Origin of the sequence: Streptomyces sp. NPDC059398 (genome assembly GCF_042751845.1) — a bacterium.
Taxonomy (GTDB): Bacteria; Actinomycetota; Actinomycetes; order Streptomycetales; family Streptomycetaceae; genus Streptomyces.
Map to the genome: position 1 here is coordinate 1 of NZ_JBHYWP010000132.1, position 19,647 is coordinate 19,647.

A 19,647-nucleotide genomic window follows, 5' to 3' on the forward strand; every position below is an offset into this window, starting at 1 on the left:
CCGCGCCGGCGCCGCCACACGCCCGCGGCGCGCAGCCCCCCCGGCGGCCCCCGGCGCTGACCGGCGCACCGACCGGCCCCCGCCCCCGGAAACGAGCGGGCCGCGCCCTTTTCTGCCTTGCGGTGGCACCGCCATGCAGCACCGCAAGCCGTGGCGTCTATCCGAAGCGCCCCGAGATGTAGTCCTCGGTCGCCTGGACGGACGGGTTCGAGAAGATCCGCTCGGTCTCGTCGATCTCGATGAGCCGGCCCGGCTTGCCCACCGCCGAGAGGTTGAAGAAGGCCGTACGGTCCGAGACCCGCGCCGCCTGCTGCATGTTGTGCGTCACGATGACGATCGTGAAGCGCTCCTTGAGCTCGCCCACCAGGTCCTCGATGGCGAGCGTGGAGATCGGGTCGAGCGCCGAGCACGGCTCGTCCATCAGCAGGACCTGCGGTTCGACCGCGATGGCGCGGGCTATGCAGAGCCGCTGCTGCTGGCCGCCGGAGAGCCCGGAGCCCGGCTTGTTCAGACGGTCCTTGACCTCGTTCCAGAGGTTGGCGCCGCGGAGCGACTTCTCGACGATGTCGGTCAGCTCGCTCTTCTTGTACGAGCCGTTCAGGCGCAGGCCCGCCGCGACGTTGTCAAAGATCGACATGGTCGGGAAGGGGTTGGGCCGCTGGAAGACCATGCCGACCGTACGGCGTACCGCGACGGGGTCGACGCTCGCCCCGTACAGGTTCTCGTCGTCCAGCATCACCTTGCCCTCGACCCGGCCGCCGGGGGTGACCTCGTGCATCCGGTTGAGGGTGCGCAGGAAGGTCGACTTCCCGCAGCCGGAGGGGCCGATGAACGCGGTCACCGAGCGGGGCTCGACGGTCATCGAGATGTCCTCGATGGCCTTGTGGGAGCTGTAGTAGGCGGTCAGGCCGCTGACGTCGATTCGCTTGGCCATGGGAATCAGCTTCTTCTCTCGGCCTCAGCGGCCGGTCTTCGGTGCCTTCCAGCGGGCTATGCCGCGGGCGACGAGGTTCAGGATCATGACGAAGGCGATCAGCACCAGTGCCGCTGCCCAGGCCCGGTCGATCGCGGGCGGCTCGCCGAGCTTGTACTGCTCGAAGATGTAGTACGGCAGGGAGGACTGGCCGTCCTTGAAGGGGTTGGTGTTGATCATCTGGCTGCCGAACACCAGCAGCATGATCGGCGCGGTCTCGCCCGCGATCCGTGCGACGGCCAGCATCACCCCGGTGGTGATCCCGCCGATCGCGGTCGGCAGGACGACCTTGAGGATCATGCGCCACTTCGGTACGCCGAGGGCCAGCGCGGCCTCGCGCAGCTCGTTCGGGACGAGCTTGAGCATCTCCTCGGTGGAGCGGACCACGACCGGGATCATCAGGATCGTCAGCGCGAGCGCGCCCATCAGGCCCGAGGGCTCGGTGCCGGTCATCAGCATGATCGACAGGATGAAGAGCCCGGCGACGATGGACGGGATGCCGGTCATGACGTCCACGAAGAACGTCACGGCCCTGGCCAGCGCGCCCTTGCCGTACTCCACCAGATAGACCGCGGTCAGCAGGCCGATCGGGACGGCGATCACCGTGGCGATGCCGACCTGTTCCAGGGTGCCGATCAGCGCGTGGTAGACACCGCCGCCCGGGTCGGACGAGAGGACGCCGGCCATCGAGTGGGTGAGGAAGGTGATGCTCAGGTCCTTCACCCCGTGGCCGACGGTCGTCCACAGCAGCGAGAGCAGCGGGATGACGGCCAGCAGGAAGCAGACCCAGATGATGCTGGTGGCGAAGCGGTCCTTCGCCTGGCGCTTGTTCTCGACCACGGCGGTGGTGACATAGGAGAGCGCGAGGAAGACGACGGCGGCGATCAGGCCCCACTGGACCTTGCTGCTGAGTCCGGCGGCCGCGCCGATGCCGGCGCCGAGCACGATCGCGGCGGCGGCGAAGCCGGCCGGGGCCCAGCGCGGGAGGCTGCGGGCGCTGAGGCCGGAGGCTGCGGAGACCCGGGGGGACTTCCGCTGCCCGGTCTCCGTCTCGATGACGGTGTCGCTCATGCGTTGGCCCCCGAGTACTCCTTGCGGCGGGCGATGATCAGCCGGGCCGCGCCGTTCACGAGCAGGGTGAGGACGAAGAGGACCAGGCCGGACGCGATCAGGGCGTCACGCCCCAGCGGGTTGGCCTCGTCGAACTTCGCCGCGATGTTCTGGGCGAAGGTGCCGCCGCCCGGGTTGAGCAGATGCAGCGACATCACATAGCTGGGGGAGAGGACCGTGGCGACGGCCATCGTCTCGCCGAGCGCGCGGCCGAGGCCCAGCATCGAGGCGGAGATGATGCCGGAGCGTCCGAAGGGCAGTACGGAGAGCCGGACGACCTCCCAGCGGGTGGCGCCGAGGGCCAGTGCGGCCTCCTCGTTCATCCGCGGGACCTGGAGGAAGACCTCCCGGCTGACGCTGGTCACGATCGGCAGGATCATGATCGCCAGCAGGATGCCGACGGTGAGCATGTTGCGGGAGACGCCGGACTGGGTCTGGTCGAAGACGTACGTCCAGCTGAAGTACTGGTCGAGCCAGGCGTTGAGCCCGCCCAGGTGCGGCACCAGGATCAGGGCGCCCCAGATGCCGTAGATGATGCTCGGTACGGCGGCCAGCAGGTCCACCACGTAGGCGAGGGTGGTGGCCAGCCTGCGCGGCGCGTAGTGCGAGATGAAGAGCGCGATACCGACGGCGACCGGGACGGCGAGGACCATCGCGATGACCGAGCTGACGACGGTGCCGACGAGCAGGACCGCGATACCGAAGACCGGCGGTGTCTGTGAGGGCAGCCAGTCGGACGTCGTGAGGAAGTTGCCCTGGTCCTTCGAGATGGCGAGGGAGGCGCGGTAGGTGAGGAACCCCGCGATCGCTGCCATCACCACGAGGAGCAGGACGCCCGAGCCTCTGGAGAGGCCGAGGAAGACCCGGTCGCCCAGCCGGCCGGTGGAGGCGCCTGGCGTGGTGGGGAGAGAGGTTTTCGGTGGAGGGGTGTCTATCGGTGTGGTGGTAGCCATGGTTTCTCCGGTCTGTGTGGGGGAGCGGGTGGCTCCCCTGGCGGCGGTGCACCGGATGGGGGGGGCGGTGGCCGGGGGCGCGGGGCGCGCCGCCCCCGGCCCCCCGACACGGGTGGGGGGGGGGGGGGGGGGCCCCGCGGGGGGGCGGGCCCCGGGGGGGGGGGGGGGGGGCCGGCCCGGCCGGCGCGCGCCGCCCCCCACGCCGTCACTGCTGTGGGGCCGGTGCCTGTCGCGGCACCGGGCGGCCGGACTACGAGATCGTGGCGAGCGTCTTGCGCACCTTGGCGTTGATCTCGGCCGGGATCGGGGCGTAACCGGCGGTCGAGAGCTGCTTCTGGCCCTCGTCGCTCGCGGTGTAGTTCAGGAAGGACTTGACGGTGCCGAGGGTGTCGGACTTGTTGCCCTTGTCGCAGACGATCTCGTACGTGACCAGGACGATCGGGTAGGCGCCGTCGGCCTTGGTGGTGTAGTCGAGCTTGAGCGACAGGTCGGAGCCGGTGCCGACGATCTTGGCGGCCGCGATGGCCTTGGAGGCGTTGTCGGAGGTCGCTTCGACGGGGGACGAGGCGCCTGTGTCGATCTTGACCGTGGAGATCTTCTGCGAGGTGGCGTACGAGAGCTCGAAGTAGCCGATCGAGCCGTCGACCTGCTTCACCTGCTGGGAGACTCCGGCCGAACCGGCCGCCGCCTGGCCGCCGGGCGCGGGCCACGACTTGCCGACCGGGTACTTCCAGTCGTCGGGCGCCGCCGCGGTCAGGTACTTGCTCAGGTTCTCGGTGGTGCCGGAGTCCTCGGAGCGGTGGAAGGGCTGGATCGCCTTGGACGGCAGCTTCGCGCCGGGGTTGAGCTTCTTGATCGCCGGGTCGTCCCAGGTCTTGATCTTCGCCGAGAAGATCTTCGCCAGGGTCGGACCGTCGAGGACCAGGTTGTCGACGCCCTCCAGGTGGTAGCCGACCGCGATGGGGCCGCCGACCATCGGGAGGTCGATGCCCCGGCCGCCGGAGCAGACCTTCTTGGAGTCCGCGACCTCCGCGGGCTTCAGCGGCGAGTCCGAACCGGCGTAGCCGACCGTGCCCTGGTTGAAGGCGACGATGCCCTCACCGGACGAGGACGACTTGTAGTTGATGTCGACGCCGGAACAGGCGGCCATATAGCCCTTGGCCCACAGGTCCATCGCGTTCTTCTGCGCGCTCGAACCGGAGGCGCGCAGCTGGCCCTTCGCGCCGTCGCACTTGACGTCCGACGCGGCGTTCGTCTTGGTGCCGGTGCCTCCGGTCGAGCCGCTGTTGTTGTCCGAACCGCACGCCGTGAGGACCAGGGCGCCGGATACGGCGAGAGCGCCGAGCGCGGCGGCGCGGAGCCGGGTCTTGCGCTGCTGAAGCTTCACTTCGGGTGTTCCTTCCAGGAGCCGCCGGGTTTCGATTCGTTGTACGGCGGCGTGCGAAGAGGTGACCGGTGCGGCGGGGTGCGTGCACCGTGTAAGGCCGAAATTAGGCAGATCAGGTGAAGTGGTCGACGGGGGTGAGTGAACGGAGAGTGAACCTCGGCGGACGACCGGGTGCGGGGGTGTGCGGGCCGCCGTGCGGTGGGCGGCGGTCACTGTGCGCACCCCTCGCTTGCCTGGGGCGCGGGACGGGACGTGCGTTTCCGGCCCATGTACTACTCTGTAGTACATGGAAGCCACGGCCCGCGAGTTCAATCAGAACTCTTCCCGGATCCTCGCCGCAGCAGAGCGGGGCGAGAGCGTCACAGTGACGAAGAACGGCCGCCCTGTCGCCGTACTTCGCCCCATCGACTGCGTGGGCGGCGCGGCTGTCCCTCCGTACCCCGACGACCCGATGGGCGAGGACGCCGACATGCCGGTCTTCGGTGAGGAAGACGGGTGCGACGAGCCGGTCGACTGGACGAAGGGCCGGTCCCACTACCTGAAGGGCTTCGGCGGGTGAGGGCCACCGTCGCCGACACCTCCGCGCTGATCGCCCTCTACGACCGGAGCGAGCCGGAACACCGCGCCTGCCGGGCCGCCGTGGCCGCTGCGTCACATCTGGTGATCTCGCCCCTGGTACTGGCCGAGTTCGACTACCTGCTCACCTCACGGCGCGGGCCGGAAGCAGCCTGGAAGGCGCTCGCGCACATCCGCGACCGCACTGCCGTACGCCGTTACGCCGTCCCGGAGATCGAGGCACATCTGAGCACCGCGCTCCAGGTCATGCACCGCTACCCGCAGATCGGTCTCACCGACGCCATGAACGTCACGCTGGCCGCCGTGTACACCACGGACGAGGTCGCCACGCTGGACCGCAAGCACATGCGGGCGGTGCGGCCGCTCACCGGGCACCCTGCTTTCCGTCTGCTTCCCGACGACCTCTGAGCAGCGGCCCGGGCTTGTCATGTCGGCTGACCAACTGCCAGGCCGGGCACGTGCAGCAGAGCGTCGAGCAGTTCCCGGTCGCGCTGCTGGGTGAGGCGGGTGCGGGCGACGGGCGGGGGGAGCCAGAGCAGGCGGTCGACCTCGCTGTTCGGGGTGAAGGTGCCGTCCGTCGCCTCGGCGGACCAGTAGCTGACCTCCTTGGGGCGGCCGTTCGCCGTGTACCGCACGGTGGGGAGGCGGGCGCCCGGGGTGCAGTGGTGGCCGGTCTCCTCCCTGACCTCGCGCAGGGCGGCGGTCAGCGGGTCCTCGTCCGGTTTGAGCTTGCCCTTGGGGTGCGACCAGTCGTCATATTTCGGCCGGTGGACCAGGCAGATCTCCAGGTCCCCGGCCGGGGTGCGGCGCCACAGCACGCACCCCGCCGCGTGTACGGTGCGGTCCGCGCTGCCGTTGCCGTTGCCGCTCATGGGGCGCTCACCGCCGTACGCTGCCAGGTCTGCTGGAAGGTGTAGCGCGCGGCCTCCACCTCATGGCGCTGGTCGGCGTGGAGCACCCCCAGCGCGTACGCCGTCGCCGGGGCGATCCGGGGCGTACGGGCCGCCGCGGCGGCCGCCGATGCGGCCTCTGCCGCCTCGCGGTGCTGGTCCAGGGCCTGGCCCGCGCCGTAGAGCCGCAGGTCGGGGCCCGGCCGGTCGTCCAGCCCTGTGTACAGCGCCTCCTGGGCGTAGCGGTGCAGCCGCAGCAGCAGTCTGACCTGGTGCCAGGGGGCGTCCTGGGCGTCGCTCAGCCCCTCGGCGTTGTACGGGTGCGCGGCCCGGTGCAGCGGCAGCGCGGCCACCGCGTCCGAGAGTCGGCGGCCCGCCGTCTCGGCCGCCGGCGGCAGCGTCTCGGTGGCGTACGAGGTCGCGGCCGGTGCGAAGGGCACATCGGACGCCAGCAGCGCCACCGCGTCCGCGACCGCGTGGAAGCGGGACGAGCCCAGCGCCTGGAGCGCCGCCGAGTGGGCGCGGGTCCTCGCCAGGGTCAGCTGTCGCTCCAGGAGTGCGCCGGCGCGCGCGGCGCCCATGGCGGGCGCGGGGTGGGCGGCCGTACCGTCGCGGGGGCCCGGCAGCGAAGCCGTACCGTCCGAGAGTCTGCCGAGCGCTTCGAGCAGCCGGGCGAGCCGTGCCGCGTACGCGTGTTCGCGGGCCAGCGTGCCGGAGAGCCAGGCCAGTTCGGAGCGGAGCTGGTCGGCCCAGGCCGCGTCGAGGTGGCCGCGGAAGGTGTGCAGGGTGCCGCTGATACGGCGGGCCGACCTGCGCAGGGCGCGGGCGGCCTCCTCGTCCCCTTCCGAGTAGGTGCGCAGGCTGCGCAGGAACTCCGCTGCCTGGTCGTGCAGATAGCGGGCGAGCAGCTGGCCCGCGGTCGCCGTCGGGTCAGGGCGTGGCACGGCTGCGCCTCCGGGGAGCGTCATGGGGTGGTCGCACGGCTGCGCCTCCGAGGGGCGTCATGGGGTGGTCGCGCGGCGGAGTCTCCGGGGGCGTCAGGGGCCGCACGGCGGAGCCTGCCGGGAGCGGTCAGGGGGTCGCACGGCGGCGCCTCCTCGCGTCGATCAGCATTTCCTGCACATGGCGCAGCGGCCGGCCGTCGGCGTCGGTCGCGTGGCGGGTCCAGTTGCCGTCGGCCCCCAGATGCCAGGAGGACGTGGTGTCGGACATACCGGTCTCCAGGAGCCGGCTGAGCGCGGCACGGTGGGCCGGGTCGGTGACGCGGACCAGCGCCTCGATCCTGCGGTCCAGGTTGCGGTGCATCATGTCGGCGCTGCCCAGCCACACTTCGGGCTCGCCGCCGTTGCCGAAGGCGAACACCCGGGAGTGTTCGAGGAAGCGGCCGAGTACCGACCTGACCCGGATGTTCTCGGAGAGGCCGGTGACGCCGGGGCGTAGCGCGCAGATGCCGCGTACCCAGATGTCGACGGAGACCCCGGCCCGCGCGGCCCGGTAGCAGGCGTCGATGACCGCTTCGTCGACCATCGAGTTGACCTTGATACGGACATGGGCCGGGCGTCCGGCGCGCTGGTGCGCGACCTCCTTGTCGATCCGCGCGACCAGGCCGTCGCGGAGCGACTTGGGGGCGACGAGCAGCCGCCGGTAGGTCTCGCGCCGCGAGTAGCCGGAGAGCCGGTTGAACAGGTCGGAGAGGTCCGCGCCGACCTGCGGGTCCGCGGTGAGCAGACCGAGGTCCTCGTACAGCCTGGCCGTCTTCGGGTGGTAGTTGCCGGTGCCGACATGGGAGTAGCGCCGCAGGGTGTCGCCCTCCTGGCGTACGACGAGCGAGAGCTTGGAGTGCGTCTTCAGCCCCACCAGGCCGTAGACGACATGGCAGCCCGCCTCCTCCAGCTTCCTGGCCCATTTGATGTTGGCCTGCTCGTCGAAGCGGGCCTTGATCTCGACCAGGACGAGCACCTGCTTGCCGGATTCGGCCGCGTCGATCAGGGCGTCCACTATCGGTGAGTCGCCGGACGTTCGGTACAGCGTCTGCTTGATCGCGAGGACGTCCGGGTCGCCCGCCGCCTGCTCCAGGAACGCCTGTACGGAGGTGGAGAACGAGTCGTACGGATGGTGCAGCAGCACGTCCCGCTCGCGCAGGGCGGCGAAGATGTCGGGCGCGGACGCGGACTCGACCTCGGCCAGATCGCGGTGGGTGCCCGCGATGAACGGCGGGTACTTCAGCTCGGGGCGCTCCAGCGACGCGATGCCGAAAAGACCGGTGAGGTCGAGCGGCCCCGGCAGCGGGTAGACCTCGGCGTCGGCGACCTTCAGCTCACGGACCAGCAGGTCGAGGATGTACGGGTCGATGGACTCCTCGACCTCCAGCCGCACGGGCGGCCCGAAGCGGCGCCGCATCAGCTCCTTCTCCAGGGCCTTGAGGAGGTTCTCGGCGTCGTCCTCCTCGACCTCCAGGTCCTCGTTCCTGGTGACCCGGAACATGTGGTGCGCCAGCACCTCCATCCCCGGGAACAGCTCTTCCAGATGCGCCGCGATGATGTCCTCGACCGGCACATACCGCTGCGGCGACGCCTCCAGGAAGCGGGTGAGCAGCGGCGGCACCTTGACCCGGGCGAAGTGGCGGTGGCCGCTGACCGGGTTGCGGACGACCACGGCGAGGTTGAGCGAGAGCCCCGAGATGTACGGGAAGGGGTGCGCGGGGTCGACGGCCAGCGGGGTCAGCACGGGGAAGATCCGCTGCCGGAAGAAGGTGAAGAGCCGCGCCTTCTCCTTGTCGGTCAGGTCGTCCCAGCGGATCAGGTGGATGTTCTCGTCGGCGAGGGCCGGTGCGACGTCCTGCTGGTAGCAGGCGGCGTGCCGGGCCATGAGCTCGCGCGACCTGGTCCAGATCTGCTCCAGCACCTCGCGGGGCTGGAAGCCGGACGCCGAGCGGGTGGCGACGCCGGTCGCGATACGGCGTTTGAGGCCGGCCACCCGGACCATGAAGAACTCGTCCAGGTTGCTCGCGAAGATGGAGAGGAAGTTAGCCCGTTCGAGGAGGGGGGTCGCCGGATCCTCGGCCAGTTCGAGGACGCGTTCGTTGAAGGCGAGCCAGCTCTGTTCCCGGTCGAGGAAGCGGCCGGCCGGCAGCTCGCTGCCGGAGCCGTCCTCCTCGTACGCGTCGACATCGGCGTCGATGCCGGGATCCAGGTCGGGGACGGCCGCGGCGACAGTGTGCGGGCGGTGCGCCGCGATGGAACCGACGGAGGGCTGGGCGTGCTTGACCGGGACCTCTGCACTGGGCTGCTGGCTCATATGCCCATTGTTCCGCGCGGGAGGGTCGGCGGGCGCGGTGACGGGTTGCATTCCGAGAGGGTCGCAAGCGCGTCTGAATGAGGGGTAACGAGGACATGACGTCCGGGCCACCGATGAGTCCTGCCGGCCGGAACGGTCAGTGCTGGAGAGGCGTGCGGCACGCCTACGCGGGACCATCGGCTGTACAGGAGGTTCAGTATGCGCACACTCGCTGTCACCCAGAACGTCACCGTGGACGGCGCGGTCGAGATGCTCACGGACTGGTTCGACCCGCAGGGCCAGGGAGCCCCGGACATGGACGACCTCCTGGCGGAGAGCCACCGGCAGGACAGCCGGGCCGACGCCCTGCTCGTCGGGCGCCGGACCTTCGAGGACTTCCGCGGCTACTGGCCCCGGCAGACCGAGGACCCCACCGGTATCACCGCGTATCTGAACCGGGTGCGGAAGTACGTCGTGTCCGGCACGCTCACCGATCCGGGGTGGGAGAACTCGACGGTGCTGGCGGGCGACCCGGTGGCGGAGGTGGCCGCGCTGAAGGAGCGCGAGGGCGGCCAGGACATCGTGCTCACCGGGAGCATCACCCTGGCACACACGCTGATCGCGGCCGGGCTGGTCGACGAGTACCGCTTCTTCGTCTATCCGGTGGTCCAGGGCCGCGGTCGCCGGCTCTTCCCCGAGGGGTACGGGATCCCGCGGCTGCGGCTCCTGGAGTCGAAGCCCTTCCGCAGCGGGATCACCCTCCAGCGCTACGCCCCGGCCTGAGCGCGCAGGTTCCGGGGCGGGGCGGGGCGGGGCGGGCGCGGGCCGGAGGGGTGTGGTTCCGCGGGGTGCGGGCCGCAGCGGTCCGGCCGGGGTTCAGACGGCCGTCCGCTTCACGATGCGGAACACCACCAGGGTCAGCACGGCGGCCAGGGCCAGCAGGATGCCGGTCTCGACCAGCTGGAGCGGCCAGAAGTGGGAGACAGGGTGGGAGGAGCGGAAGTAGCCCGCCAGGTTGTGGGCCTGCTGGCACTGCTTGTCGTCCACACAGATCGGGTCGGCCACATGGGCGCCGCTGCCCGTGACCGCGCCCTCGGATGTGACCATGCCGTTCATCGCCGGGTAGCCCTCGGCGAGGCTCGTGCGGACGGTCACGACCGGCCAGAGGTGGCCGCGTACGGCGCCGAGCACACCGGACACGACCGCGGTCGCGACCAGGCCGGTCACGATGGCGGGCACCGTACGGCGGACCAGCAGACCGGCCAGCGCACCGAGCGGGACCGCGAGCAGGGCGGTGGCGATGCCGATCGGGCCGAGCGCCTCGTACACGCTGTCGGGGTACCAGTGCCGGGTCGGGTCCTGGTGCGGGGCGGCGCTCCAGACCCAGCGGAAGACGCCGTCGAGCACGGCCGAACCGACGAGGGCCAGCGCGGCCGGTACGGCGAGCTTCGAGGCGAACCAGCGGAGGGGGGAGACGGACTGGGTCCACAGCAGCTGGTTGTTGCCGGACTCCAGCTCGCGGGCGACGAGCGGTCCGGCCGTGAAGGCGGCGATCAGATAGGGGAGCAGCATGATCACCGAAGCCACGTTCTCCACCAGGTGGCCGTCCGACCAGTAGCGGCCGGTCAGACCGCCGCCCCAGACCCGGACCGCGATCAGCATGACCAGGGCCAGGACGATCAGCCCGGCGGCCCACCGGAGGGTGGAGCGGTGCATGCGGACGGCGACCCAGTAGGGACCGCGCAGCCATCCTGTTCCGGCCGTTCCCGCGGTGGCGGCGACGCCGGTCTCGGTGCTCGCGTGCAGGGGGTTCATGCTCGTGCCTCCGTACGGTGTTCAGCGCTCGGTGTCAGCAGCGCGGGTGCGTCGGGTGACCGCAGATGGGCGAGGAGCAGCTCCTCCAGAGACGGTTCCGCGGTCTGCCAGTCGCCCGAGACCGGCCCGTCCCTGCGTACCAGCGCGGTCAGCTGGCGGCCGGTGGTGCGTGATTCGATGACGGTGTGCGGGCCGAGGTCGGCGACCGGCCCGGTCAGCAGGGCGTGGACGGAGAGCAGGTCATCGGTCTCGCCGCCCAGCCGCACCCGGCCGCCGTCGACCAGCAGCAAGTAGTCGCAGGCACCCTCCAGTTCGGCCAGGATGTGGGAGGACATCACGATCGTGGTGCCGTGCTCGGCCGCCTCGGACATCAGGGCGCCCATCAGTTCGTGCCGGGCGAGCGGGTCGAGGTCGGCCATCGGCTCGTCCAGCAGCATCAGTTCGGGCCGCTTGCCGAGGGCGAGCGCGAGGGCCACGCGGGTGCGCTGACCGCCGGAGAGGGTGCGGACGGGCTCGTTCCCTTTCAACCCGGCCCCGGCGACGACGCGCTCCGCTGTCGCCGCGTCCCAGCGGGCCGGGTTCAGCTCGTACCCCGTGCGCAGGGTCTCGGCGACGGTCAACTGCCCGACCAGCGGCTTGTTCTGGCCGACGAAGGCGATCCGCTCGCGGGCGGCGGCGGGGGATGTACCGAGTACCTGGATGGCGCCCTCGGTGGGCCGCAGCAGCCCCGCCGCGTGGGCGAGCAGCGTCGACTTGCCGGCGCCGTTGGGGCCCACCAGCGCGCAGATCCGGCCGGCGGGCAGCCGGAACGAACAGCCCCGCAGCGCCCGGCCGCGCCGCCTCCCGTAGGTCTTGCCGAGCCCGAAGGCTTCGATGGCGGTGTCGGTCATGTCGGTGTGTCCCCCTTGGAGCGGGTGGCGGTGGGGCTGGTGGTGGCGGGGCTGGAGGCGGAGCCGGAGCCGGTGCCGGACTCGGTGGTGCCGGTGCCGGACTCGGTGGTGCCGGAGCCGGTGTCGGAGCCGGAGCCGGGGCCGGTGGGGCCGGTCCGGAAGCAGGCGTCGAGTACGGACGCGCAGAGCGCCGCCGCGTCGTCCTTCTCCAGTCCGGCGGTACGGGCCCGGTCGGCCCACTCGGTCAGCTCGGCCCGCAGCGCCGAATCCGCGGGCGGGGTCCGCCCGAGCGACTTGCGGACGAAGGTGCCCATCCCGCGCCGGGCCTCGACCAGGCCCTCGCGCTCCAGCTCGCGGTAGGCCTTCAGGACCGTGTTGGGGTTGATGGCGGTGGACTCGACGACCGCGCGTGCGGTGGGCAGCTGGTCGCCGGGCTGCAGCAGGCCCAGCCGCATGGCCTGTTTGGTCTGCTGGACGATCTGGAGATACGTCGAGACCCCGCTGCGCCGGTCTATACGGAACTCGATCACGCGCCTTCCCCCCTTTCACTACTTGAGTAGTGAAAGGGTGATGCAAGGGCCTGCCCGGTGTCAACTCCATGAGCGGAAGGGTCCACGACAGGCCCTGAGGAAAGCCCTCCCCGGCGGACCGGGGAGGGCTGTGTGACGTGCGGTGTTCCTGCCGGCGGAAAGGGTCCGGGCGGGAGGTGTCCGAGCCCGAAGGGTCCGGCCGAAAAGGGTCCGAACGGGGAGCGTCCGGGCCTGAAGGGTCCGGGGTCAGGACTCCGAGCGGTACATCAGGTCGACCTCGTGCGTGGTGAAGCCCAGCCGTTCGTACACCGTGACGGCGGCCGTGTTGTCGGCGTCCACGTACAGCATCGCGGTGGGCAGCCCCTCGGCCGCGAGGTGGCGCAGCCCGGTCGCGGTCAGCGCCTTGCCGAGGCCGCCGCCCTGGGCGTCGGGGCGGATGCCGACCACGTACACCTCGCCCAGCTGCTCGTCCGCGTGCACCTTCGTCCAGTGGAAGCCGACGATCTCCTCGCCGGGGACGCCGTCCGTCTCCGTGTCCCGTACGGCCAGGAAGAACCCCTTCGGGTCGAACCAGGACTCCGCCTTCCGGTCGTCAAGGTCGCGCTGGCTCATCGACCCCTGCTCGGGGTGGTGGGCGAAGGCCGCGGCGTTCACGGCGAGCCAGGCCGCGTCGTCCTGGCCGGGTACGAAGGTCCGTACGGTGACGCCCTCGGGATACACCGGCTCCGGGATGTCCAGCGGGACCAACGGGCGCCGCAGCTGGCGCAGTTCACGGAACATGGCGAGGCCGAGCACCTGGGCGAGGTGGCGTGCCGACGCATGCCCCCCGTGCGCCCAGACGCGCAGCCGCCGTCCGGACGCGGCCATCAGCGCGGAGCCGAGCGCACGGCCGTGGCCCTGCCCCCGGTGCGAGGGGTGGACGACCAGCTCGGCGGCGGGCGCCTCGACCGGGTCGACCGCCTCCAGCTGGGCGTATCCGGTGAGCGTGTCACCGATGCCGACCAGGAAGTGCTGGACCCCTGCACGCCGCTCGCCGCGCAGCTGGAGCCGCCCCTGCTCGGAGACGGCCTGCTGCCCGTCGGTCCGCGCGGCCTCGGCGAGCAGCGCGCGTACGGCTTGCTCCTGGTCGGCGGTGAGGGTGTCGAGGATCTGGATCTGCCGGCCGGAGGCGGGGACTGCGGGCACATTCGTCATGCGGACGAGCGTACGGGGGAGAGGTGGCGGGCGGTGGGGCCGCGGGCCGGGAGTCGGCAATCGCATACGCGGGAAGCCGGTTAGCGCGTGCGCAGAACACCGTCCGCGACACGGGAGAGATCCTCTGCGCTCGGCAGCAGCCCTTGTACGTGCTCCGGCAGTCCGGCGTAGGTGCTGACTGCGAGAGGCTTGCTGTACCCGCGCAGCGCGTACTCGACCATGGAGCGGTCCCGGCTCTCGGCGATGAGGATGCCGACGGTGGGGCCGTCGACAGCCTTGTCACGGACCAGGTCGTCGACCACTGACACATAGAACCCGAGTTGTCCGAAATGCTCCGGATGGGCCTTCCGGGTCTTGAGCTCCAGCACGACATAGCAGTGCAGTCTGCAGTGATAGAAGAGGAGATCGATACGGAATTCGCTGTCGCCCACCACGACGGGGTACTGGCGCCCCACGAAGGCGAATCCGACGCCGAGTTCGGTCAGGAACCTGACCAGATTGGCGACGAGCGCGTCCTCCAGATCGCGCTCCGCCGGGCGCCCGGTGAGTTCGGTGAAGTCGAGCCGGTAGGGATCCTTGAAGATCTCCTTCACCGCGTCGGAACTCTCCGGCAGGCTGACGTCGAAGTTGTTGGCGGCCGCACCCTTGGCTCGGTGCAGCGCGGTGTGGATCATCGAGCCGAGGTGGTCCCGCGACCAGCCGTGGTGGACGGCGTGCTGGACGTAGAAGTCCAGCTCAAAGCGGGTCTCGCACTTGTCCATCAGGAGCTGGAGGTGGCCCCAGGGCAATTGGGCAGCAGCTTGCTGCCCAAATTGTTCGGGCCATGTTCGAGCCAGCTGACGCATATATTTGACGTTCCGCGCGCTGAAACCCCGCTGGTTCGGGAACTCGGTGCGCAACTCGGCCGAGATGCGTTCGATGATCTTCGTGCCCCACTTCTCGTCCTGCTGCCGAGCCAGGATCGTCCTGCCGATCTCCCAGTACATGAGGAGCATCTCGGTGTTGACCTTCAACTGGGCGCGGACATGGGCGCCGCGCACGATTGCCTTGAGGTCGTGCACCAGGTCGAAGAAGCCGGGCGGGAGAGCGGGGGCCTGGAGGGGTACAACGCCCCTGACCGTGTCGTCGTTCACGGGGACAGACTTTCGGTCGCTTCTCGTGCTGTGACGTTCCTTCCGAAATCAATCCACCGAACGGGTGACTCGGTGGGCAGGCTGCGCTGGGCGACTGGCGGGGGCGGCTGTCGGTGCGCGGGCGGGCATGCCGCCGGGGTGCTGACCAAGCTCGGCGCCCAGAACCGGACCCACGCGGTGGTGATCGCGTACGAAACCCGGCTGGTCGTGCCCGAGGTCGCGGGCTGACGCCTTCCGAAGCTCCTGACCTCATCCCCCTGTCGCGCTACGCGCGTTGACTCTAGGCTGCCGAGCGTCACCCCTCAGCCTTCACACAGAACTCACAAGGGGACGAATGTCAGCCAAACCTCATAGAGCGCACGGTCGTCGGCGTGCGCGCGCGACCCGTCGGATGCTGGCCGCCGCTGCCGGGCTCGCGACGGTCGGCGCGCTGGTCGCCGCCCTGCCGGCCCAGGCCCAGGACCACGGCAGCCTCGGCCATGGCAGCCACGGCCACGGGGGCCATGGGCAGCACGGGGCGCACCACCACCCCAGGCCCGGCCACCCCAAGCCCGACCCGACCGTCGATGTGCAGATGCTGTCCTTCAACGATCTGCACGGGAATCTGGAGCCGCCGGCCGGCTCCTCGGGCACGGTGGCCGAGGCGCAGCCCGACGGCACCGTGAAGTCGGTCCCCGCGGGAGGTGTGGAGTATCTGGCGAGTTCGCTGCGGGCCGCCCGCAAGGGGCACCCGTACTCGGTCACCGCGGCGGGCGGCGACATGATCGGTGCGAGTCCGATGCTGTCGGGGCTCTTCCATGACGAGCCGACCATCGAGGCGCTCAACGACATCAAGCTCGACGTCACATCCGTCGGCAACCACGAGTTCGACGAGGGCGCGACCGAGCTGGCCCGGATGCAGAACGGCGGCTGCCATCCGGCCGACGGCTGTTTCGAGAAGGGCAAGAAGTTCAAGGGCGCGGACTTCCCCTACCTGGCCGCCAATGTGACCAGTGAGAAGACCGGCAAGCCGATCCTCAAGCCGTACACGGTGTGGAAGAAGAACGGCGTCAAGATCGGCTTCATCGGGGTGACCCTGAAGGGCACGCCCAACGTCGTGACCGCGAACGGCGTCAAGGGCCTCAAGTTCCACGACGAGATCGAGACGGTCAACAAGTACGCCAAGGAGCTGGACCGTCAGGGCGTCAAGTCCATCGTCGCGCTCATCCACGAGGGCGGGATGCCCGCCAGCAGCTCGTACAACTACGACTGTGACTCGCCGGGCGCGGGCGACGGTATCTCGGGCCCCATCGTGGACATCGCCAAGGGCATCTCGCCCATGGTGGACGCGCTGGTCACCGGCCATACCCACCAGTCGTACGTGTGTGACATCCCGGACCCGGCGGGCAACTCGCGCATGGTGACGTCGGCGGCGTCCTTCGGGAGGCTGTACACGGACAGCACCCTGACGTACGACCTCAAGACCCATGACATCGTGCGGACTTCGGCGAAGACGGCCGGCGGGCACGGCAGGCCGGGTGCGGCCGTGCGGCCCGTCAACCATGTCGTCAGCCGCGATCAGCCCAAGGCGCGGGACATCACCTCGCTGATCACCCGCTGGAACGCACTGGCCGCCCCGATCGCCAACAAGCCGCAGGGCTACATCTCGGCCGACATCAACGGACGCGGCGACACGTCCCCGGAGACCCGGCTCGGCGATCTGATCGCCGACGCGCAGCTCGCCGGGCTCGCCCCCGCGGACAAGGGCGGTGCCCAGCTGGCCCTGATGAACCCGGGCGGCATCAGGTCCGACCTGGTGTACAAGGCGAGCGGCGACGAGGGGGACGGGGTGGTGACGTACGGCGAGGCGTTCACCGTGCAGCCGTTCACCAACATGATGAACGTGGTCGATCTGACCGGCGCGCAGCTCCTCACCGCGCTCCAGCAGCAGGTCACCGGGGGCAATGAGGCATCCCCGAAGATCCTCCAGGTGTCGAAGGGGCTGACGTACACCCTCGACCTGACGAAGTCGGGTGCGGACCGGGTGGTCACGGACACGGTCAGGCTGAACGGCAAGGCCATCGACCCGGCCGCGACCTACCGTGTCGCGATGAACGAGTTCCTCGCGGGCGGCGGCGACGGCTTCGCGGCGCTGGGCCAGGGCACGAACAAGCTGGTCGGTGCGTCCGATCTTGATGTGTTCAATGCCTATCTGGCGGCGAACTCCTCGGCGTCCAAGCCGATCCCGACGCCTACGGCCGACCGGATCACGGTCGTCAGGTAACCCTCCTCACAGAGGTGATGGGACTGTGGCTCCTGCTCCGTCCGGCGGGCGGGGGCCACGGCTCCGGCCGGCGGCTGGCGGGGCGGCGGACCCCGAGGGCCCTCGGTAACGCGCCGCCCCTGTTTCAGTTTTCAGTTCCCGGACGGGGAACCGGCCGGTCAGTCACCGGTGTTGGTGGCCCAGACAGGGCGGTGGGCGTTGTTGTAGATCACGACGTTGCCGTCGTCCTGGATGGCCAGGTAGGCGCCCTTGTGCCAGGTGCCGGAGGCCCAGACGGGCTCGTTGGCGCGGTTGTAGACGACGAAGTTGCCGTCCTCCTGGAAGACCGCGCAGTTCCCGTGCGACCAGGTGTTGGGCGCCTGCCAGGCCGGGCGCCCGTCCTTGTAGAGAACGAAGTTGCCGTCCTCCTGCATGCGCAGGCTCGCCCGTCCGTTCCCCGAGGTCCAGGCCTGGTTCCTGCACAGCGTGGCGCGCGGCCGGATGATGTGGTCGCTGGTGGGGCGGGCGGCGCTGACCTTGGCCGTCCCGGCCTGGCCCGTGGTGAGGGCCGGGGCCGCGAAGGCGCTTCCCGCGCCGAGAAGCAGCGTTGCCGATACGGCCGCGAGACACACTGAGGTACGGAACTTCATGGCGTGCTCCTTGGGTGACAGGGGCCACCGCAGCGGTGACCCTCTGTGACCAGTAGGCACACAGTGTGCAGTGTTCTGTCCAGAGGTCCCCCGGGCACTTCCACTCCAACGAGTTATGGGAGTCGGATTATCCGGCCGGTCGGCTGCGCGGACCCGGGTGCCTCGTTGGCTCCGCCCGGCCGAGCGTGAACCAGACGGCCTTGCGGTCGGGGGTGCAGCCGCCGAGAAGCGTCCAGCCCCAGGCGTGCGCCAGTTGGTCGAGCAGCAACAGCCCGCGCCCGCCCTCCAGTTCACCGGCCGGGGCCGACGGGGTGAGCACGGGGAGAAACCAGGGTGCGTTGTCCGCGACCGAGACGGTGACCTGCTTGCGGTTGACGGTCGCGCAGAGCTGGATCCTGGGCGTACGGGTGTGGCGGTGGGCGTTGGTCACCACCTCCGCGACGCAGAGCCGCGCGTCGTCGGCCAGTTCGCGGTGGCGGCCGACTGTGAGCAGCGAGGTGACGAAGTCCCGTGCGATGCGGGGGGCGTTGGCGGTGTTGGGTACGGCCATGCGGTACAGCTCACCGCCCTGTGGGGGGCGTGATGCGACGGGGGTCATGACGGTTCTCCCTACGCGAAGCGATCCGAAACGGGTGCGCCGCTCGTTGTCCGTGGCGATGGCTCTGTCGCGGCGCGCTTCAACGCACGCCGGAATGGCTGCACTTCGGACCTGGCAGTCAGGTGCGCGGCGCTGAGGCCACGCTAGCGCATCGCCTCACGTGTTAGACGACATTCCACTAAGTTATGTGTGTGTTGGACCCGTGTCGGTCAGGGGGCCACACTGAGACCCGACAAGAGGAGAGATCCATGCCATCGAGGAAGGCGCCCACGGCGCGTCAGCGTCGTCTGGGTACCGAGTTGCGCAGGATCCGGGAGCACACGGGCCTGTCGCTCACCGCAGCTGCGGCCATGCTCGGTACGGATCGCACCACCATCAGCAACATCGAGTCCGGCAGGTTCGGTGTGAGCGCTGAACGAGTGCGCACGTGGGCCGGCCACTACGGGTGCCCCGATGAGGCTTATGTCGAGGCCCTTGCCCACATGGCGACCGAACGCATAAACGGTTGGTGGGAGGACTATCGAGGTCACCTCACCAGTGGGGCGCTCGACCTGGCTGAGCTTGAGCACCATGCCGTGGGCTTCCGGTCGGTGCAGATCATGTATATGCCCGGCCTGCTCCAGACCGAGGACTACGCGCGCGCCGTCTTTGCGGAGAGTGTCCCGCAGCCGAGCCCCGCTCGTCTGCGTCGGCAGCTGTCCCATCGGCTGAAGCGACGCGATGTTCTGGACCGGCCTGAGTTGGTCGACTGCACCTTCCTCGTACATGAAGCTGCACTGAGAATGACGTTCGGCGGGCCCTCTGTTGCCCGTAGCCAGCTCGAAAATTTGCTGAAACAGTCGGACCGCGACAATGTAACGATTCGGGCGATCCCGTTCGCGGCAGGTGGGTTCCCGCATGCCAGTAGTTCGGCGCACTACGTGCGTGGCGTCGTGCCGCAACTCGACACGGTGCAGATTGATACAACGACCGGATCAGGGTTTCTGGATTCCGAGACCGACTTGGAGAACTGGCGAGTTGCTCTGGAGCGGACCGAGGAGAAAGCGCTTGATCCGGAAAGTTCGCGGGACTTCATTCGCAAAATAGCTCAACAAGTATGAAGGCGTGAGAATGATGGAAATTCAGTGGCGAAAGTCCTCGAAGTCTTCCAATGCCGAAGGCTCCGATTGCCTGGAGCTTGCCGAGTGCGGGGGCGAGATCCTGATGCGCGAGAGCGATAACCCGGATGTGATCATCCGGACCAGCCGGGCCAAGCTCCGCGCCTTCCTCGGGGGTGCGAAGGAAGGCGAGTTCGACGACCTGGCCTGACACGCCAGGGTCCAGTCGCGGGGGGGGGGGGGGGGGGGGGCGGCGGGGGGGGGGGGCGGGCGCGCGGGGCGCGGGGGGGGGCGGCGGGTGCGGACGGAGCGGGGGTGACATAACAGAAACAG

20 protein-coding genes and 1 pseudogene are annotated in these 19,647 nt (G+C 69.9%); 7 read left to right on the plus strand and 14 right to left on the minus strand.

The features are described from left to right. Nucleotides 1-157: 157 nt before the first annotated feature. The 4 genes from pstB to pstS form a co-directional block, all read right to left on the minus strand. Nucleotides 158-934: a phosphate ABC transporter ATP-binding protein PstB gene (gene pstB / locus ACFXBC_RS32050; RefSeq protein WP_385032538.1), complete on the minus strand. Its 777-nt coding sequence runs from the start codon at nt 932-934 to the stop codon at nt 158-160. Nucleotides 935-958: 24 nt separating this feature from the next. Beyond that, nucleotides 959-2,044, minus strand: a complete 1,086-nt coding sequence (pstA, locus tag ACFXBC_RS32055; protein ID WP_385032541.1) for a phosphate ABC transporter permease PstA — start codon at nt 2,042-2,044, stop codon at nt 959-961. Then, nucleotides 2,041-3,036, minus strand: coding sequence for a phosphate ABC transporter permease subunit PstC (gene pstC, locus ACFXBC_RS32060; RefSeq protein WP_385032544.1), 996 nt, complete (start codon nt 3,034-3,036; stop codon nt 2,041-2,043). Before pstC ends, pstA begins: the two co-directional genes overlap by 4 nt. Nucleotides 3,037-3,286: 250 nt before the next feature. Further along, nucleotides 3,287-4,423 (minus strand): phosphate ABC transporter substrate-binding protein PstS, encoded by a 1,137-nt coding sequence (pstS, locus tag ACFXBC_RS32065; protein ID WP_385032547.1) that lies wholly within the window; start codon nt 4,421-4,423, stop codon nt 3,287-3,289. Between the two features lie 286 nt (nt 4,424-4,709). Between pstS and ACFXBC_RS32070 the strand changes: the two genes are divergently transcribed. Further along, on the plus strand, nt 4,710-4,982 hold the full coding sequence (locus ACFXBC_RS32070; protein WP_385032550.1) for a type II toxin-antitoxin system Phd/YefM family antitoxin: 273 nt from the start codon (nt 4,710-4,712) through the stop codon (nt 4,980-4,982). After that, nucleotides 4,979-5,407 carry a PIN domain-containing protein gene (locus ACFXBC_RS32075; RefSeq protein ID WP_385032553.1) on the plus strand — a complete coding sequence of 143 codons (429 nt, stop codon included), beginning with the start codon at nt 4,979-4,981 and terminating at the stop codon, nt 5,405-5,407. Before ACFXBC_RS32070 ends, ACFXBC_RS32075 begins: the two co-directional genes overlap by 4 nt. A gap of 17 nt (nt 5,408-5,424) precedes the next feature. Here ACFXBC_RS32075 and ACFXBC_RS32080 read toward each other — a convergent pair whose 3' ends face one another. From ACFXBC_RS32080 to ACFXBC_RS32090, 3 genes are all read right to left on the minus strand, one after another. Next, nucleotides 5,425-5,871, minus strand: coding sequence for an NUDIX hydrolase (locus ACFXBC_RS32080; protein WP_385032556.1), 447 nt, complete (start codon nt 5,869-5,871; stop codon nt 5,425-5,427). Next, entirely contained in the window at nt 5,868-6,857 is a 990-nt protein-coding gene (locus tag ACFXBC_RS32085) for a CHAD domain-containing protein (RefSeq protein ID WP_385032559.1), read from the minus strand. Before ACFXBC_RS32085 ends, ACFXBC_RS32080 begins: the two co-directional genes overlap by 4 nt. Nucleotides 6,858-6,960: 103 nt before the next feature. Continuing rightward, nucleotides 6,961-9,186 (minus strand): RNA degradosome polyphosphate kinase, encoded by a 2,226-nt coding sequence (locus tag ACFXBC_RS32090; RefSeq protein ID WP_385032562.1) that lies wholly within the window; start codon nt 9,184-9,186, stop codon nt 6,961-6,963. Between the two features lie 198 nt (nt 9,187-9,384). On the opposite strand from ACFXBC_RS32090, the gene ACFXBC_RS32095 reads away from it, so the two are divergent. Next, complete coding sequence (locus ACFXBC_RS32095; protein WP_385032565.1) at nt 9,385-9,948, plus strand: dihydrofolate reductase family protein; 564 nt, start codon at nt 9,385-9,387, stop codon at nt 9,946-9,948. Between the two features lie 93 nt (nt 9,949-10,041). On the opposite strand, the gene ACFXBC_RS32100 is transcribed toward ACFXBC_RS32095, so the two are convergent. From ACFXBC_RS32100 to ACFXBC_RS32120, 5 genes are all read right to left on the minus strand, one after another. Continuing rightward, the gene (locus ACFXBC_RS32100; protein ID WP_385032568.1) at nt 10,042-10,980 is read right to left on the minus strand and encodes an ABC transporter permease; all 939 of its coding nucleotides are present in this window, start codon (nt 10,978-10,980) and stop codon (nt 10,042-10,044) included. After that, nucleotides 10,977-11,870 (minus strand): ABC transporter ATP-binding protein, encoded by an 894-nt coding sequence (locus ACFXBC_RS32105; protein ID WP_385032571.1) that lies wholly within the window; start codon nt 11,868-11,870, stop codon nt 10,977-10,979. Before ACFXBC_RS32105 ends, ACFXBC_RS32100 begins: the two co-directional genes overlap by 4 nt. Then, nucleotides 11,867-12,400, minus strand: a complete 534-nt coding sequence (locus ACFXBC_RS32110) for a GntR family transcriptional regulator (protein ID WP_385032574.1) — start codon at nt 12,398-12,400, stop codon at nt 11,867-11,869. The genes ACFXBC_RS32105 and ACFXBC_RS32110 overlap by 4 nt, the downstream gene beginning before the upstream one ends. A gap of 246 nt (nt 12,401-12,646) precedes the next feature. Continuing rightward, the gene (gene mshD / locus ACFXBC_RS32115) at nt 12,647-13,594 is read right to left on the minus strand and encodes a mycothiol synthase (RefSeq protein ID WP_385032577.1); all 948 of its coding nucleotides are present in this window, start codon (nt 13,592-13,594) and stop codon (nt 12,647-12,649) included. An 80-nt stretch (nt 13,595-13,674) separates the two neighbouring features. After that, on the minus strand, nt 13,675-14,727 hold the full coding sequence (locus ACFXBC_RS32120; protein ID WP_385032580.1) for a YhcG family protein: 1,053 nt from the start codon (nt 14,725-14,727) through the stop codon (nt 13,675-13,677). Nucleotides 14,728-14,853: 126 nt separating this feature from the next. Here ACFXBC_RS32120 and ACFXBC_RS32125 point away from each other — a divergent pair. Beyond that, nucleotides 14,854-14,955: pseudogene (locus tag ACFXBC_RS32125) on the plus strand (DNA-binding response regulator); the annotation flags it as partial. Nucleotides 14,956-15,061: 106 nt separating this feature from the next. Next, nucleotides 15,062-16,990, plus strand: a complete 1,929-nt coding sequence (locus ACFXBC_RS32130) for a bifunctional metallophosphatase/5'-nucleotidase (RefSeq protein ID WP_385032583.1) — start codon at nt 15,062-15,064, stop codon at nt 16,988-16,990. A 158-nt stretch (nt 16,991-17,148) separates the two neighbouring features. On the opposite strand, the gene ACFXBC_RS32135 is transcribed toward ACFXBC_RS32130, so the two are convergent. Together ACFXBC_RS32135 and ACFXBC_RS32140 are read right to left on the minus strand one after the other, a co-directional pair. After that, nucleotides 17,149-17,619, minus strand: a complete 471-nt coding sequence (locus tag ACFXBC_RS32135) for a hypothetical protein (protein ID WP_385032586.1) — start codon at nt 17,617-17,619, stop codon at nt 17,149-17,151. A 127-nt stretch (nt 17,620-17,746) separates the two neighbouring features. After that, a complete protein-coding gene (locus tag ACFXBC_RS32140) occupies nt 17,747-18,217 on the minus strand; it encodes an ATP-binding protein (protein WP_385032589.1) in 471 nt (156 codons plus the stop codon). A gap of 248 nt (nt 18,218-18,465) precedes the next feature. On the opposite strand from ACFXBC_RS32140, the gene ACFXBC_RS32145 reads away from it, so the two are divergent. Beyond that, nucleotides 18,466-19,317: a helix-turn-helix domain-containing protein gene (locus ACFXBC_RS32145; RefSeq protein ID WP_385032592.1), complete on the plus strand. Its 852-nt coding sequence runs from the start codon at nt 18,466-18,468 to the stop codon at nt 19,315-19,317. Nucleotides 19,318-19,330: 13 nt separating this feature from the next. Then, nucleotides 19,331-19,525 (plus strand): DUF397 domain-containing protein, encoded by a 195-nt coding sequence (locus tag ACFXBC_RS32150; protein WP_385032595.1) that lies wholly within the window; start codon nt 19,331-19,333, stop codon nt 19,523-19,525. The last annotated feature ends 122 nt before the right edge of the window (nt 19,526-19,647 follow it).

Excerpts from the sequence above, each read along its gene's own strand:
- pstB (WP_385032538.1), bottom strand. The coding sequence starts at position 934 with ATGGCCAAGCGAATCGACGTCAGCGGCCTGACCGCCTACTACAGCTCC.
- pstA (WP_385032541.1), bottom strand. The coding sequence starts at position 2,044 with ATGAGCGACACCGTCATCGAGACGGAGACCGGGCAGCGGAAGTCCCCC.
- pstC (WP_385032544.1), bottom strand. The coding sequence starts at position 3,036 with ATGGCTACCACCACACCGATAGACACCCCTCCACCGAAAACCTCTCTC.
- ACFXBC_RS32070 (WP_385032550.1), top strand. The coding sequence starts at position 4,710 with ATGGAAGCCACGGCCCGCGAGTTCAATCAGAACTCTTCCCGGATCCTC.
- ACFXBC_RS32080 (WP_385032556.1), bottom strand. The coding sequence starts at position 5,871 with ATGAGCGGCAACGGCAACGGCAGCGCGGACCGCACCGTACACGCGGCG.
- ACFXBC_RS32085 (WP_385032559.1), bottom strand. The coding sequence starts at position 6,857 with ATGACGCTCCCCGGAGGCGCAGCCGTGCCACGCCCTGACCCGACGGCG.
- ACFXBC_RS32090 (WP_385032562.1), bottom strand. The coding sequence starts at position 9,186 with ATGAGCCAGCAGCCCAGTGCAGAGGTCCCGGTCAAGCACGCCCAGCCC.
- ACFXBC_RS32095 (WP_385032565.1), top strand. The coding sequence starts at position 9,385 with ATGCGCACACTCGCTGTCACCCAGAACGTCACCGTGGACGGCGCGGTC.
- ACFXBC_RS32100 (WP_385032568.1), bottom strand. The coding sequence starts at position 10,980 with ATGAACCCCCTGCACGCGAGCACCGAGACCGGCGTCGCCGCCACCGCG.
- ACFXBC_RS32105 (WP_385032571.1), bottom strand. The coding sequence starts at position 11,870 with ATGACCGACACCGCCATCGAAGCCTTCGGGCTCGGCAAGACCTACGGG.
- mshD (WP_385032577.1), bottom strand. The coding sequence starts at position 13,594 with ATGACGAATGTGCCCGCAGTCCCCGCCTCCGGCCGGCAGATCCAGATC.
- ACFXBC_RS32130 (WP_385032583.1), top strand. The coding sequence starts at position 15,062 with ATGTCAGCCAAACCTCATAGAGCGCACGGTCGTCGGCGTGCGCGCGCG.
- ACFXBC_RS32135 (WP_385032586.1), bottom strand. The coding sequence starts at position 17,619 with ATGAAGTTCCGTACCTCAGTGTGTCTCGCGGCCGTATCGGCAACGCTG.
- ACFXBC_RS32140 (WP_385032589.1), bottom strand. The coding sequence starts at position 18,217 with ATGACCCCCGTCGCATCACGCCCCCCACAGGGCGGTGAGCTGTACCGC.
- ACFXBC_RS32145 (WP_385032592.1), top strand. The coding sequence starts at position 18,466 with ATGCCATCGAGGAAGGCGCCCACGGCGCGTCAGCGTCGTCTGGGTACC.
- ACFXBC_RS32150 (WP_385032595.1), top strand. The coding sequence starts at position 19,331 with ATGGAAATTCAGTGGCGAAAGTCCTCGAAGTCTTCCAATGCCGAAGGC.